Here is a 14004-nt window from a genome sequence, read left to right as displayed (position 1 = left end):
CCCGTGGCGAAGCTCTACTTCCGCTACGGCGCGATGAACTCGGGCAAGTCGACCGCTCTGCTGCAGGTCGCCTACAACTACGAGGAGCGCGGCCAGCACGTGCTCCTCGCCAAGCCCGCGATCGACACCAAGGGCGCGGGGCAGATCGAGAGTCGCCTCGGCGTCACGCGGCCGGTCGACTTCCTCGTCGGTCCGGACGATGACGTGCGCGCGCTCTTCGCGGTCCACCGCGAGCGGATGCAGCGGTCCACGGAGGAGGAGCTCCTCCCGACCGGCCCGATCGACGTCGCCTGTCTCCTCATCGACGAGGCGCAGTTCCTCACGCCGACACAGATCGACGACCTGTTCCGCATCGCGGTGGAGGACGGCATCCCGGTGATGGCCTACGGCATCCGCAACGACTTCCGCACCCACGCGTTCCCCGGCTCCGCCCGGCTCCTGGCCATCGCGCACTCCCTGGAGGAGCTCAAGACCATCTGCCGCTGCGGGCGCAAGGCGGTGTTCAACGGCCGCGTGGTCGGCGGCCGCTTCGTGTTCGACGGCGACCAGGTCGCGATCGACGAGGGCGCCGACGGTTCCGCCTCGCCCGAGCTCACGACCTACGAGTCGCTGTGTGGCACCTGCTATCTGGAGGAGTCCGGCGGCCGTCTCGGCTGACCCGCCGACCCACCCCCTTCCGGTCGCCCCACCCCTCTGCGTGCGTACGCACCGGGCCGGGACGCACGAAGAGGGGTGGGTCGCGCGCGCCGCATCACCGCATTGCGTGGTCTGACCACACGCGCTAACCTGTGGTCTGACCACAGGAGGCGGGATGACGGAGCAGCCGGCGCGGGCATGGCGACTCGTGCTCGAGCACATCGAGCGTGACCTGCTCGACGGTCGTCTCGGGCCGGGGGACCGGCTGCCGTCCGAACGGGACCTCGCGAGCGACCTCGGCGTCGGGCGGTCGAGTGTGCGGGAGGCGTTCCGGGTGCTCGAGGTGCTCGGCCTCATCCGTACCGCCACCGGCTCCGGGCCGCAGGCGGGCGCCATCGTCATCGCGACCCCCACCGGCGGGATGTCGGCGCTCCTGCGGCTCCAGGTGGCCGCGCAGGGCTTCCCGCTCGATGACGTCGTCCGCACGCGACTCGTGCTCGAGGACGCGGTCGTGGAGGCGATGGCAGGCGCCACCCACCGCGACACCGACCGGGCGCACGAGCTGCTCACGGCCATGGACGACGGCGCCCTCACTCCGGCCGAGTTCCTGGCCCTCGACGCGCAGCTGCACCTCTCCCTCGCGGAGGGCAGCGGCAACACCGTCATCGCGGCGATGATGGCGGGCCTCCGCTCCGCCATCGAGTCGTACGTGCTCGCGGGCGCGGCGACCGTCGACGACTGGGACCGCATGGCCGACCGCCTGCGGTCCGAGCACCGTGCACTGGTCGCGGCGATCGACGCGGGCGAGGTCGACACCGCCCGGCGCCTGGTCCGCGCCCACATCACCGGCTACTACACCGCCGCGGGCCTCACCCGCGCCATCACCCCGCAGAACTGAGAGGCAGAACATGGTCCAGCGCCAGCTCCCCAACCCCGCCGAGCTGTTGGAGCTCATGAAGTTCAAGAAGCCCGAGCTCGACGGGCGCAAGCGCCGTCTCGACGCCGCGCTCACCATCGACGATCTGCGCACGATCGCCAAGCGCCGCACACCGAAGGCCGCCTTCGACTACACGGACGGCGCGGCCGAGGGCGAGCTCTCGCTGAGCCGCGCCCGTCAGGCGTTCCAGGACGTGGAGTTCCACCCCGGCATCCTCAAGCCGGCGCCGGACGTCGACACGACCGTCGAGATCCTCGGCGGTCCGTCCGCGCTTCCGTTCGGCATCGCGCCGACCGGCTTCACCCGGCTCATGCAGACCGAGGGCGAGGTCGCGGGTGCCGGAGCCGCGGCCGCTGCGGGCATCCCGTTCACGCTGTCCACCCTCGGGACCACCTCGATCGAGGACGTCAAGGCGGCGACGGTCCGGGAGCCGCAGGGCCCCGTGCCCGGACGGAACTGGTTCCAGCTTTACGTCATGCGCGACCGCGAGATCTCGTACGAGCTCGCCCGCCGCGCCGCCGCCGCCGGCTTCGACACCCTGCAGTTCACCGTCGACACCCCGGTCGCCGGTGCCCGTCTCCGCGACAAGCGCAACGGCTTCAGCATCCCGCCGCAGCTCACCCTCGGCACGATCATCAACGCCATCCCGCGGCCCTGGTGGTGGTTCGACTTCCTGACCACCCCGAAGCTGGAGTTCGCGTCGCTGAGCACGACCGGCGGCACCGTGGGCGAGCTCCTCGACGCGGCGATGGACCCGACGATCAGCTACGACGACCTCGCCGTCATCCGCGACATCTGGCCCGGCAAGATCGTCATCAAGGGCGTGCAGAACATCGAGGACTCCGTGCGCCTGCGGGACGCGGGCGTCGACGGCATCGTGCTGTCGAACCACGGCGGGCGCCAGCTCGACCGCGCCCCGATCCCGTTCCACCTCCTGCCCGAGGTCCGTCGTGCGGTCGGCGACGACTTCACGGTCATGATCGACACCGGCATCATGAACGGCGCCGACATCGTGGCCTCCGTCGCGCTCGGCGCCGACTTCACCCTGATCGGCCGCGCCTACCTCTACGGCCTCATGGCGGGGGGACGGCAGGGCGTCGACCGCACGATCGCCATCCTGCGCGGTGAGATCGAGCGCACGATGCGGCTGCTGGGCGTGGCCTCCCTCGCGGAGCTCGAGCCCGGACACGTGACCCAGCTCACCCGTCTGGTGCCCGTCTCCCGCGCGGCCGGCGTCGAGGTGCACTGACCCACCTGCACGACCAGACCACGCCTGCACGACGGATTCGCTCGTCCCGTCGTGCAGGCGGGTCGACGTCGTGCGAACGTGCGCGTCAGACCCGGGTGGAGAGGGTCGGCAGGAGAGCCTCGAGGCGGGCCGCCGTGTCCTCCCAGCCCTCGACGGCCACCGACGGCACGCCCAGCGCGAGGACGGGGTAGTCGTTGCCGCCCTCGTCGAGACGGTCGCCGTAGAACAGCATCGCCGTGAGCTCGATCCCGGTGTGCGTGGCGAGCTGTCGCATGCCGAACGCCTTGTCGATGCCGGCGCGGGTGATGTCGATGGAGGTCGAGCCGCCGGAGCGCACCTCGAGGCCAGGAAGCCGCGCGGCGACGGCATCGCGCAGGGCGCCGCGCTTCGCGCCGGTCGGATCCCAGGCGTGCTTCGCGTCACGCGGTGCCTGCTGGCCGAGGGCCGAGAACGTGATCTGCGAGCCGCGGTCCTCGAGGATCTCGCCCCAGGGCTCGGTCTCCCAGAGCCCGAGGCGCTCCGCCTCCTCGCGGAGGGCCGTGAGGGCGGCGGACTTCTCCTCGTCGCTCAGGTCGTGGGCGTACACGGCTACGAAGTCGCTGCCGTCATGCCGCAGGTATCGCGTGCCGCACGTCGGAAGCAGGTGCAGGCGGGCGAGCGCCTCCGGGTCGGCGTCCGCGAGCTGCGCGACGACCTGCGTGCGGAACTGCGCCTCGTTGCCCCCGGAGATGATGGCGACGTCGACGGACTGGAGCAGCTCGTTCAGGAGCGCGGCGATCCGCGGGTCGATCGTGCCCTTGGACGGCGCGAGCGTGTCATCGAGGTCGAAGGCGACGAGAGAGGGCGATGTCATGATGCCTCCACTGTAGGTGTTCGCGGCCGGGAGGAGGGTGTGGTGGCGAGCAGCGTGCAGAACACCGCGATGACGATGCCGATCGTCGCCCCGGTGGAGTTGGCCAGCACGTCGCTCACGGTCGCGGCGCGGTGGGGGAGGGCCAGGTACTGCGCCGTCTCGATCACAAGCGAGAGGGTCGGGCCCACGAGCAGCGACAGCGGCCAGAGTCGGCGGGGAAGGAGCAGGAACGCGAGGATGCCGACGGGGACGAAGACGATGACGTTCGCGAGGATCTCGAGGCGCGTGAAGTCGAGGCCCGTCCAGCCGACGCGGTGGAGTGCGCCGAGGGCGAGGTCCACCACGGAGGGCATCGTCTGCTCCACCCGCGCGGGCGTGAGCGTAAGGAACGCGATGCCGGCGAGGAACGGCAGCCCGAGAGCGAGCGCCCAGATGCGCGTCGAACGACGCGGCGGCGGCAGGAGCCTCCCCATGCGTTCCCCTCTCGCACGACATCCCGATACAGAGAAGGCCGCCCCTGCGGGCGGCCTTCTCGTGTCACTGGTCGGGGTGACAGGATTTGAACCTGCGACCTCTTCGTCCCGAACGAAGCGCGCTACCAAGCTGCGCCACACCCCGTTTTGCAACCCTCCGAGTCTACAGCGAAATGCCTCCAGCACCGAATCGAGCGCGCACATCCGCGTGGCGCGCCGTGCGGGAGCCGTCGGCACGGGGATCCGCGCCCGTGTCGTACGGGCTCAGGCGCGCGGGGTCAGGGTGAGCAGCGTCGCCTCGGGGCGGCACGCGAAGCGCACGGGGGCGTAGATCGAGTGTCCGCAGCCGGCGCTCACGTTCAGCGGCGCCGAACGCCCGTCGTGCGTCCAGGTGCTCAGCCCCTTGGCCTGCTTGAGGGGGATGTCGCAGTTGGCGACGAGCGCGCCGTATCCCGGGAGGCACACCTGGCCCCCGTGCGTGTGTCCGCCGAGGATCGCGTCCGCGCCGAGGTCGACGAAGCCGTTGAGCACCCGCTGATAGGGGGCGTGCGTCACCCCCAGCACGGGAGCACCGTCCGGGCGGGGACCGAGGCCGGCCAGGGCGTCGGGGAGCACGTCCAGCCGATCCCAGTCGCGATGCGCGTCGTTCACGCCGAACAGATCGACGGGCGCTCCGCGGACGGTCAGCCGAGCCGCGGCGTTGTTCAGATCGGCCCAGCCGAGCTCGTCCGTGAAGTAGTCGTCCATCGCGGCGGTGTCGAGCAGCGCCGGCTGTCGGATCTTCTGAGACGGGCCCGCGAAGTAGCGCAGAGGATTGCGCGGCGTGGGGACGTTGACGTCGTTCGACCCGTGCACGAACACACCGGGGATGCCGGCGAGGGGAGCGAAGGCGCGACGGATCCCCTGCAGCCCGTCCTCGTGACCGAGGTTGTCGCCGGTGTTGACGATGAGGTCGGGCTGAAGCTCGGCGAGCGAGGCGAGCCAGTCCTGCTTCCGACGCTGCCAGGGCGCCATGTGCGCATCGGACAGGTGCAGGATGCGCAGCGGCTCCGCGCCGGCGGGAAGGGCCTCCGCCGTCACCTCCCGCACGGTGAACAGGTAGCGCTCGATCCCGATGCCCCACACCGCAGCGGCCGCACCGACGGCCCCCACCGCGCCGAGCGCGATGAGGGCCGGGTGTGCCGCGCGGGGCGCGCCTACTTGCACGTCACCCTGATCGGCGTGGACTTCGTGGCCGCGGTGTTCGCGGCCGGGTCGGTCGAGGTCACCTTGGCATCGTCCGCGTTGCACGATCCGGCGCGCTCGACCGACGTGAAGCCGGCTGCGATCAGCGCGGCGTTCGCGGCGGTCGGTGACTGGCCGGTGACGTCGGGGACGGTCGCTCCGTCGCCGTTGCTCGGCGAGATCGTGATGGTGGCGCCCGACGGAGCCTGACCACTGGGATCCTGCGCGACGACGATGTTGGTCGCCTTGTCGCTGTCGACGGGGTCGCCCACGGAGACGGTGAACCCGGCACGCTCGAGGGTGGCCGTCGCCTCCTCCACCGTCTGTCCGACCACATCGGGCACGTCCACCCGGATCTGCCGGATGAGGTTGCCGTCGGGCTGCGGGAAGGCGTCGCCGCCGTAGACCATGTTGGCCGCGTGCTGAGCCGCCCTCGCCAGCGGATAGCGCACCTCGTTGAGGAGGTGGCTGCCGGTCCAGACGTTGAAGACGTTGTCGTGGTTGCCGTTCGACCGGCCGGCCCAGACCGCGGTCGCGACCTTGGTGCTCGACTCGATCATCATCGTCGACCAGAGGTCGTGGGTACCGGTCTTGCCGATCAGCGGCGTGCCGTCGAACGGGTTGGCCCTGGCACCGGTGCCTCCGCCGGCCATGACGCCCTGGAGCGCGTAGGCGGCGGTCGCGGCGACCTCCGGGGCGAGCACGCCCTCGGTGCACGAGGCCTTGGGAAGCTCGCGCTCCTTGCCCTCCGCGTCGATCACCTTGTCGATCGCGCGCGGCGTGCAGTACGTGCCGCCGCTCGCGACGGTGGCGTACGCGTTGGCCATCGCGATGGGGGAGATGTTCTTCGGGCCGAGCACGTCGTACGGCACGTTCTCCTCGGTGACCTTGTTGCCGTTGGCCAGCGTGACGCCCATCTTGTCGGCGACCTTGTTGATGTCGCAGACGTCGAGCTTGGCCGCCATGGCGAAGTAGCCACTGTTGAGCGACTGGGCCGTGAAGGTCATCGGGGTGCCGGGGTAGCCGCGGCTGCGGCCGAAGTTGCCGATCTCCGCCGTGTTCGTCGCCTGCGGGCTGCCGCAGACGGGGATCCGCAGATTGGTCTGCACGGTGCCGTTCAGGTTCTCCCGGACGGAGTGCCCCTTCTCGAGCCAGTCGATGAGGGTGAACAGCTTGTACGTCGATCCCACCTGGAAGCCGCCGGACTTGCCGTACTTCTGGTCACCGGCGAACACGAGGGAGGAGTACGCCTGATCGGTGGTCGGCGTCTCCGAGAACATCGTGTTCTGGGTGATCGAGAGGATGCGACCGGTGCCGACCTCGATGGAGACGCCCGCGGCGCCAAAGTACTTGTTGTCGAAGTTGGCCGGGGCGACGTTGGCCATCTCCTCGGCGGCCGGGTCCTGCACCCGGAAGTCGAGCGACGTGTAGATCTTCAGGCCACCGCGGCGGAGCAGATCCCGACGGTCCTGGATGTCCTCGCCGAAGGCCTCGTCGTTCTCGATGATCGACTTCACGTACTGGCAGAAGTAGGCGTTGCGCCCGGCCGCCGCACAGCCCTGGACGGGAACGGTGATCGCCGGCTCGATCGCCGAGGCCATCGCCTCGTCGTACTGGGCCTGGGTGATCTTCTTGTCGGCGAGCATGCGCCCGAGGACGTAGTCACGACGGTCCTTGGCGTCCTTGTAGCCGTCCTCCGCGGAGTTGTGGGCGACGCCGTCCTTGGTCGTGTACGTGCCCTCCGGCTTGTCGATGCGGTAGGTGTTCGGGTTCTGCACGATGCCGGCGAGGGTCGCGGCCTGGGCGACGCTGAGCTTGCTGGCGGACGTGGAGAAGTAGTAGCGCGACGCGGCCTCGATGCCGTAGACCGTGCCGCCGAAGTTCGCGATGTTCAGGTAGCCGAGGAGGATCTCGTTCTTCGAGTAGTCCTTCTCGATCTGGATGGCGTAGCGCATCTCCTGGAGCTTGCGCTCGATGCCGTCGACGCCCGACGCGTTGGTGGCGTCCTGCCAGCACTGCTGCAGCTCGTCCGCGTAGGTCTCGGAGGCGGTGCTGACGTTCTGCTCGCACTGCTGGATGCGGACGTTCTTCACGAACTGCTGGCTGATGGTCGAGGCGCCACGGCTCGAGGTGCCGCGCACGTTGTCGACGAGGGCCTTCACCGTCGCGCCGAGGTTGACCCCGCCGTGGGTGTAGAAGTTCTTGTCCTCACTCGAGAGGATCGCGTCGTAGAGGACCGGCGAGACTTCCTCGTACTTCACCGGGACGCGGTTCTGCTCGTAGAACGACGCCAGCACGACCGGCTTGCCCTCGGGGTTCGTGGCGTAGATGGTCGACTGCTCCATGGGAGTGTCGACCTTCAGCACCTCGGGCAGCTCATCGAAGATGGTCAGCGCCGTGGTGCCGGCGACGCCGGTCATCGCGAGGACGGGGGTGACGCTGGCGGTGACCAGCAGACCGGCGATGGCGCTCAGTCCGACGAGCCCGACGAGACCGCCGAGCACGCCCTTCACCGTGCGGTTCTTTTGGGGCATACGCTTGATCGTAGGGGAGTTCCCTGAATACCGGCTTTGACGAGCGCGGCCCGGTCTGCCCTGGACGCGCCCTGATCGACAGGAGTGCCATGACCACGTGGGAGTACCTCACCACGCCGCTGCTGATCCACAACACCGCGGCCATCCTCAATAACTGGGGCAAGCAGGGCTGGGAGCTCGTCCAGGTGGTGCAGGGCCCCGAAGGCGGTCTGGTCGCCTACTTCAAGCGCCCCGTGACCACGGACGGCTCGACCAACGCCGGTCTCGCCGCCGCCGCCGAGGCCTCGCGCCAGTTCGAGGGAGGCCAGGCATGAGCATCGCCGCCCGCCTCTCCGAGCTCGGCATCGGGCTGCCCGCCGTCGCCGCTCCAGTCGCCGCCTACGTGCCGGCGGTCGTGCACGGCGGCCTCGTCTACACGTCGGGCCAGCTCCCGTTCGTCGACGGCGCCCTCCCCGCGACCGGCAAGGTCGGCGCGGAGGTGTCCGCGGAGGACGCGAAGGCCTACGCCAGGACGTGCGCTCTGAACGCGCTGGCCGCCGCGGCCGATGTCGCGGGCGGTGTCGACCGCATCGCGGGCGTCGTCAGGGTGGGCGGGTTCGTCGGCTCGGCGGAGGGCTTCACCGGACAGCCCGGCGTCATCAACGGCGCGAGTGAGGTGCTCGGCGAGATCTTCGGCGAGGAGGGCCGGCACGCGCGTGCTGCCGTCGGCGTCGCGGAGCTCCCGCTCGGCAGCCCCGTTGAGGTCGAGGTCACGTTCCGCCTCGCGTAGTTCCCGCGCCCGGCCCCGAGACCCCGGGCACACGTCGAGACCCCCTGCTGCAGACGTCTGCAACAGGGGGTCTCGACGTTAACCCGGGGTCTCGCGTTACTTGACCTGGGCGGAGATGATGCTCATCACGGCCGTGTCCGCGAGCGTCGTCGTGTCGCCGACCTCGCGACCCTCGGCCACGTCGCGGAGCAGACGCCGCATGATCTTCCCGGAGCGGGTCTTCGGCAGCTCGCCGACGATGTAGACGTCACGCGGACGGGCGATCGCGCCGATCTGCTCGCCCACCCAGAGCCGCAGCTGCTGCGCGAGTCCCGCCGGGTCGTGCGCGGAGAGGTAGCTCTCCTTGATGATCACGAACGCCACGACCGCCTGACCCGTGGTCTCGTCCGAGGCGCCGACGACGGCGGCCTCCGCGGTGGCCTCGTGCGCGACGAGGGAGGACTCGATCTCCGCGGTCGACAGGCGGTGACCCGAGACGTTCATCACGTCGTCGACGCGTCCGAGCAGCCAGAGGTCGCCGTCCTCGTCGAGCCGTGCGCCGTCACCCGCGAAGTAGTAGCCCTGCTTCTCGAACTTCTCCCAATAGGTCTCGCGGAAGCGCTCCGGGTCGCCCCAGATGCCGCGCAGCATGCTCGGCCACGGTTCGGTGATGACGAGGAGCCCGCCGTTGCCGTTGCCGACCTCGACGCCCTGCTCGTCCACCACGTCGATCGAGATGCCGGGCAGGGGCACCTGGGCGGAGCCGGGCTTCGTCGCGGTGATGCCGGGGAGTGCCGACACCATGATCGCGCCGGTCTCGGTCTGCCACCACGTGTCGACGATCGGGGTCGTGCCGGCGCCGATGACCTCGCGGTACCACATCCAGGCCTCGGGGTTGATGGGCTCGCCCACCGAGCCGAGCACGCGCAGCGAGGACAGGTCGAACTTCTGCGGGACGCTGCGACCGATCTTCATGAACGAGCGGATCGCGGTCGGGGCCGTGTAGAAGATCGAGACCTTGTACTTCTCGATGAGCTCCCACCAGCGGCCGGGGTGCGGGGTGTCGGGCGTGCCTTCGTAGAGCACCTGCGTCGCGCCGTTCGCGAGCGGACCGTAGGTGACGTAGCTGTGTCCGGTGATCCAGCCGATGTCGGCGGTGCACCAGTAGACGTCGGTCTCCGGCTTCAGGTCGAAGACGTTCTTGTGCGAGTACGCCGCCTGGGTGAGGTAGCCGCCGGAGGTGTGCAGGATGCCCTTCGGCTTCCCCGTCGTGCCCGAGGTGTACAGGATGAAGAGGGGGTTCTCGGCGGGGAACGCCTGCGCCGTGTGGTCGGCGGAGGCCGCGGGGACGACGTCGTGCCACCAGAGGTCGCGGCCCTCCGTCCACTCCACCTCGTTCTCGCCGCGCTTGACCACGAGCACGTGCTCGACGGTCTGCTGCTCACCCTCGCCGCGGTCGGCCAGCGCCTGGTCCACCGCCGGCTTCAGCGCGGAGACGCGGCCCTTGCGGTACCCGCCGTCCGCGGTGATGACGAGCTTGGCGCCGGCGTCGTCGATCCGGGAGCGCAGGCTGTCCGCGCTGAACCCGCCGAAGACGACCGAGTGGATGGCGCCCACGCGCGCCACGGCGAGCATCGCGGCGATCGCCTCGGGGATCATCGGCAGATAGATCGCGACGCGGTCGCCCTGCCCGATGCCGAGACCCTCGAGCACGTTCGCGACGCGCTTGACCTCGTCCGTCAGCTCGGCGTAGGTGATGCGGCGGCTGTCGCCGGGCTCGCCCTCCCAGAAGAGCGCCACGCGGTCGCCGTTGCCGGCCTCGACGTGCCGGTCGAGGCAGTTGTAGGCCACGTTGAGCTCGCCGTCGTCGAACCACTTGGCGAAGGGCGGGTTGCTCCAGTCGAGGACCTGGGTGAAGGGCTTGTGCCAGTGCACGAGCTCGCGCGACTGATCGGCCCAGAAGCCCTCGCGATCCGCGGCGGCGCGCTCGTAGAGCTCTTTCGAGGCGACGGATTGGACGGCGAACTCCTCCGACGGCGCGAAGCGCCGGGTCTCGTCGAGAAGGTGATCGATCTGACTGCTCATCGGCAGGCGCTCCTTTGCGGCGTTCGGGTCGTGCAGGCATGGCCGCAGGGGGAGTGCGACCAGGTCAGGGTGAATCTATCCCCGGCCCCCACCGTCGAATACTGCCGAAAGTCAGTAGTCGCGTGGGTTTTGTCAGGACGGTCGCCTTGCGTACACTCGACGACAGCCGAAATCTCATTCCGGCCTTGGCGTGCCCGATTCCCCCGATCGAGAGCCGCCGTGGGCGGCACTTCATTCCCCCCGTGAGGTGCCGCCCTTTCTTATGGGAGCGCTCCCGATCCGCGCTCGCATCGCGATCGGCTCCTCCACTGCGGGAGACGGCGCCGGCTTGTGCACACGCGCCGCGGGAGCCCGGGCACCGCGCGGTCCAGGTGGGCGGCCTGCGGCCTACCGTCGCCGTATGCCTGACCGATTCGTCATCCAGCCGCGCTCGTCCGAGACGCGCGCGGCGCCACGCTCGCCGCAGGAGGCCCTCCGGAGTGAGGCGGCTTTCGCCCCGCTCGCGCCGTTCATCGACGACGAGGTCACGGACGTGTTCCTGAACGGCGCGGACGCGCTGTTCGTGGACAGGGGGAGGGGCGCGGTACGTGTTCCTGAGTGGCGGGCGACGGAGCGGGAGGTCAGGGAGCTCGCCGTGGCGCTCGTCGCGATCGGCGGGCGACACCTCGACGATCAGACGCCGTGCGTCGACGTCCGCCTCGGGTCCGGGGTCCGGGTGCACGCCGCGCTGGCTCCGGTGTCGGCGCGAGGCACAGCCCTGTCGATCCGCGTCCCTCGCGTGCATGCCGCCGACCTCGATGCGCTCGCGGCGCGCGGAGCGTTCGACCCGCGGCAGCGGCGATGGCTCGGCGCGCTGGTCCGCGACCGGGCGAACCTCCTCCTCACCGGGGGCACGGGCTCCGGCAAGACGACGCTGCTGTCGGCCCTGCTGTCGGAGGTCCCGCCCGAGGAGCGCATCGTCACCATCGAAGACGTCGCGGAGCTGCGGCCCCGGCATCCGCACCATGTCGCTCTGGAGGCCCGGCAGGCCAACCTCGAAGGCGCCGGTGAGATCGATCTGGCGCGGCTGGTGCGGGAGTCCCTGCGCATGCGGCCCGACCGCCTCGTGGTGGGCGAATGCCGAGGAGTGGAGGTGCGGGAGCTGCTCACCGCGCTCAACACCGGGCACGACGGCGGCGCCGGCACTCTGCACGCCAGCGGTCTGGCCGACGTCCCCGCGCGGTTGGAGGCCCTGGGAGCGCTCGCCGGCATGGACGCGGTAGCGCTCGCGCGTCAGGCGGTGAGTGCCTTCACCATCGTGTTGCACCTGGAGCGGGCTCGGGATGGCATCCGACGCATCGCGAAGGCCGGCCGTCTCGCGCTCGCGGGCGACCGCCTGACGATCGAGGAGGTCGAGCCGTGGTGACGCTCCGTGTGCCGCGTCCGGCGTCGGCGGCCGGTCCGCATGTCGCCGATTCCGTCCAGACGCTCGCGGTGCTCCTGCAGGCCGGGGCGATCCCCCTCGTCGCCTGGAGGCACCTCGCGGGCACGGGAGACCCCGCCGCGACGGCGGTGCTCGAACGAACGCGCGAGGGCATGCCGCTGGTGTCCGCGATCGAGGCGCAGGGTGGCATGTGGACGGAGCTGGCGGCGGCGTGGGAGGTCGCCACGACGGTGGGGGCACCGCTGGCCGACGTGCTCCGCACCATCGCCGAGGCGCTGCGCGATGCCGCGTCGGCGGCCGACGATGTCCGAGTGGCTCTCGCCGAGCCTGCGGGGACGGCGCGACTGCTGCTGTGGATGCCGCTGGCCGGTCTGCTGCTCGGCGCCGCGCTGGGATTCGACACCCTGGGCGCGATCATCGGTAACCCGCTCGGGGGCGTATGCGTCGTCGCGGGGCTGCTGCTGGTCGCGGCCGCTCGGCTCTGGATACGGCGGCTGCTGCGCCAAGCACGCCCAGCGCCGGGCACGCCGGGCATGGCCGCGGAACTCGTCGCGGTGGCGCTCGCCGGCGGCGCACCGATCGACCGCGCCGTCGCGCTCGTCACCGAGACCGGCGTCGTCGACCCCGCCGAGCGCGACCGCGTCGGCCAGGTGCTCGAGCTCTCCCGCGCGGCCGGCGTCCCCGCCGTTGAGCTGCTGCGCGCGGCGGCGGCGCAGGACCGGCATCGCGCCAGGGTGCACGGGCGTCTCCGCGCCGCGCGTCTCTCCACGCGCCTGCTGCTTCCGCTCGGCGTCTGCACGCTGCCGGCGTTCCTCCTGCTCGGTGTGGCGCCCCTCCTGCTCAGTGTGCTCGCCTCCACGCCGCTGCCGACCTGACCCTTCCGTGATCACCGACAAAGAAAGAGGTACGAAGATGAACGACACGCTCCCCACCCTGGACCGGCGCCGCGCCAGGGCGCTCTTCGGAGACGACACCGGCGCGGCGACCGCCGAATACGCCATCACCACCATGGCCGCGGTCGCCTTCGCCGGTCTGCTCGTGGCGATCATGCGCTCGGACGAGGTGCGGGGCATCCTCACCGGTCTCGTCCGTCGAGCCCTGACCGTGTCATGACGCACGGCGGACACGACGCTCGCGCGACCGCGGCACCGGCAAGGTGGCGGGGCGACCGCGGTGCCGTCGCGGCGGAGCTCGCCCTGGCGCTGCCGGCCATCGTGCTGGTGCTGCTGCTGGGGGCGGGAGCTCTCCTGGCGGCGTCGCGGCAGGTCGCGCTGCAGGATGCTGCCGCCGACGCCGCCCGACTGCTCGGTCGTGGCGAGGACGCGGCGGCGGCTGCCCGGGTCGTCCACGAGGCGATCCCGGGTGCCGGTACCGCGTTCGCCCCTGCCGGCGACCTCGTGTGCGCCACGGCGACGCTCCGGGTGTCGCTCGGAGCGGTCATCAGCGTCCCGCTGCGTGCCTCGAGCTGCGCCCTGGACGGGGGCCGCTGATGGCGGGGTCGGCGCTCGCGGCCGCGCTCCTCGTGGTGAGCGCCACGCTGTCCGTCGGTCTCGCGGCGGTGGGCGGTGCGGCGGTCACGGCACAGCGTGCGGCGGGCGCGGCCGACGCCGCCGCGCTCGCCGCCGCCGATGCCGCGAGCGGCGCGGTGCCGACGGCGGACGAGCCCTGTGCGTTGGCCGCCAGGGTCGCCGCGGCGAGCGGGGCGGCCCTGACGAGCTGTTCGCTGGAAGGGTATGTGGCGACCGTGTCGGTGGAGGCGGCGTACGCTGGACTCGCTGCCGTCTCCCGCGCTCGTGCCGGGCCACCCGAGGAACCATGACGGCGGCTCTACCCCTCGCCCGC

General features: G+C 71.0%; 15 protein-coding genes and 1 tRNA gene. 10 read left to right on the top strand and 6 right to left on the bottom strand.

What is annotated here, in order from left to right; translation table 11 throughout:
* Window positions 1-3: 3 nt before the first annotated feature.
* The 3 genes from AB0300_RS01630 (at window position 4) to AB0300_RS01620 (ending at window position 2822) form a co-directional block, all read left to right on the top strand.
* Window positions 4-657, top strand: a complete 654-nt coding sequence (locus AB0300_RS01630; protein WP_062636208.1) for a thymidine kinase — start codon at window positions 4-6, stop codon at window positions 655-657.
* A gap of 154 nt (window positions 658-811) precedes the next feature.
* A complete protein-coding gene (locus AB0300_RS01625) occupies window positions 812-1534 on the top strand; it encodes an FCD domain-containing protein (RefSeq protein WP_366215347.1) in 723 nt (240 codons plus the stop codon).
* A gap of 10 nt (window positions 1535-1544) precedes the next feature.
* The gene (locus AB0300_RS01620) at window positions 1545-2822 is read left to right on the top strand and encodes an alpha-hydroxy acid oxidase (protein WP_366215346.1); all 1278 of its coding nucleotides are present in this window, start codon (window positions 1545-1547) and stop codon (window positions 2820-2822) included.
* Between the two features lie 85 nt (window positions 2823-2907).
* Here AB0300_RS01620 and AB0300_RS01615 read toward each other — a convergent pair whose 3' ends face one another.
* The 5 genes from AB0300_RS01615 to AB0300_RS01595 form a co-directional block, all read right to left on the bottom strand.
* Window positions 2908-3675: an HAD-IIB family hydrolase gene (locus AB0300_RS01615; RefSeq protein WP_366215345.1), complete on the bottom strand. Its 768-nt coding sequence runs from the start codon at window positions 3673-3675 to the stop codon at window positions 2908-2910.
* A complete protein-coding gene (locus AB0300_RS01610; protein WP_126894486.1) occupies window positions 3672-4148 on the bottom strand; it encodes a VanZ family protein in 477 nt (158 codons plus the stop codon). Before AB0300_RS01610 ends, AB0300_RS01615 begins: the two co-directional genes overlap by 4 nt.
* 68 nt (window positions 4149-4216) lie before the next feature.
* A tRNA-Pro gene (locus tag AB0300_RS01605) sits at window positions 4217-4293 on the bottom strand.
* A gap of 119 nt (window positions 4294-4412) precedes the next feature.
* On the bottom strand, window positions 4413-5354 hold the full coding sequence (locus AB0300_RS01600; protein ID WP_366215344.1) for a metallophosphoesterase: 942 nt from the start codon (window positions 5352-5354) through the stop codon (window positions 4413-4415).
* A complete protein-coding gene (locus AB0300_RS01595) occupies window positions 5345-7906 on the bottom strand; it encodes a transglycosylase domain-containing protein (RefSeq protein WP_366215343.1) in 2562 nt (853 codons plus the stop codon). The genes AB0300_RS01600 and AB0300_RS01595 overlap by 10 nt, the downstream gene beginning before the upstream one ends.
* Before the next feature lie 89 nt (window positions 7907-7995).
* Between AB0300_RS01595 and AB0300_RS01590 the strand changes: the two genes are divergently transcribed.
* Both AB0300_RS01590 and AB0300_RS01585 read left to right on the top strand, forming a co-directional pair.
* Entirely contained in the window at window positions 7996-8220 is a 225-nt protein-coding gene (locus AB0300_RS01590) for a hypothetical protein (RefSeq protein ID WP_025104267.1), read from the top strand.
* A complete protein-coding gene (locus AB0300_RS01585) occupies window positions 8217-8675 on the top strand; it encodes a RidA family protein (RefSeq protein WP_366215342.1) in 459 nt (152 codons plus the stop codon). Before AB0300_RS01590 ends, AB0300_RS01585 begins: the two co-directional genes overlap by 4 nt.
* 96 nt (window positions 8676-8771) lie before the next feature.
* Here AB0300_RS01585 and acs read toward each other — a convergent pair whose 3' ends face one another.
* On the bottom strand, window positions 8772-10739 hold the full coding sequence (gene acs / locus AB0300_RS01580) for an acetate--CoA ligase (protein WP_366215341.1): 1968 nt from the start codon (window positions 10737-10739) through the stop codon (window positions 8772-8774).
* 400 nt (window positions 10740-11139) lie between these two features.
* Between acs and AB0300_RS01575 the strand changes: the two genes are divergently transcribed.
* Genes AB0300_RS01575 through AB0300_RS01555 form a run of 5 tightly spaced genes read left to right on the top strand, consistent with a single transcriptional unit; the run spans window position 11140 to window position 13981 of the window.
* Window positions 11140-12144 (top strand): TadA family conjugal transfer-associated ATPase, encoded by a 1005-nt coding sequence (locus AB0300_RS01575; RefSeq protein ID WP_366215340.1) that lies wholly within the window; start codon window positions 11140-11142, stop codon window positions 12142-12144.
* The gene (locus AB0300_RS01570) at window positions 12138-13037 is read left to right on the top strand and encodes a type II secretion system F family protein (RefSeq protein ID WP_249520894.1); all 900 of its coding nucleotides are present in this window, start codon (window positions 12138-12140) and stop codon (window positions 13035-13037) included. The genes AB0300_RS01575 and AB0300_RS01570 overlap by 7 nt, the downstream gene beginning before the upstream one ends.
* Before the next feature lie 37 nt (window positions 13038-13074).
* Window positions 13075-13275, top strand: coding sequence for a DUF4244 domain-containing protein (locus AB0300_RS01565; protein ID WP_025104272.1), 201 nt, complete (start codon window positions 13075-13077; stop codon window positions 13273-13275).
* Window positions 13272-13652 (top strand): TadE family type IV pilus minor pilin, encoded by a 381-nt coding sequence (locus AB0300_RS01560; RefSeq protein ID WP_249520895.1) that lies wholly within the window; start codon window positions 13272-13274, stop codon window positions 13650-13652. The genes AB0300_RS01565 and AB0300_RS01560 overlap by 4 nt, the downstream gene beginning before the upstream one ends.
* Window positions 13652-13981, top strand: a complete 330-nt coding sequence (locus tag AB0300_RS01555) for an Rv3654c family TadE-like protein (protein WP_025104274.1) — start codon at window positions 13652-13654, stop codon at window positions 13979-13981. The genes AB0300_RS01560 and AB0300_RS01555 overlap by 1 nt, the downstream gene beginning before the upstream one ends.
* Window positions 13982-14004 lie beyond the last annotated feature (23 nt).

The organism is Microbacterium sp. NPDC078814 (assembly GCF_040702645.1).
In the GTDB taxonomy this organism is placed as follows: Bacteria; Actinomycetota; Actinomycetes; order Actinomycetales; family Microbacteriaceae; genus Microbacterium.
Note: the sequence above shows the minus strand (reverse complement) of the source record. Positions and strands in the feature narration are given on the sequence as shown.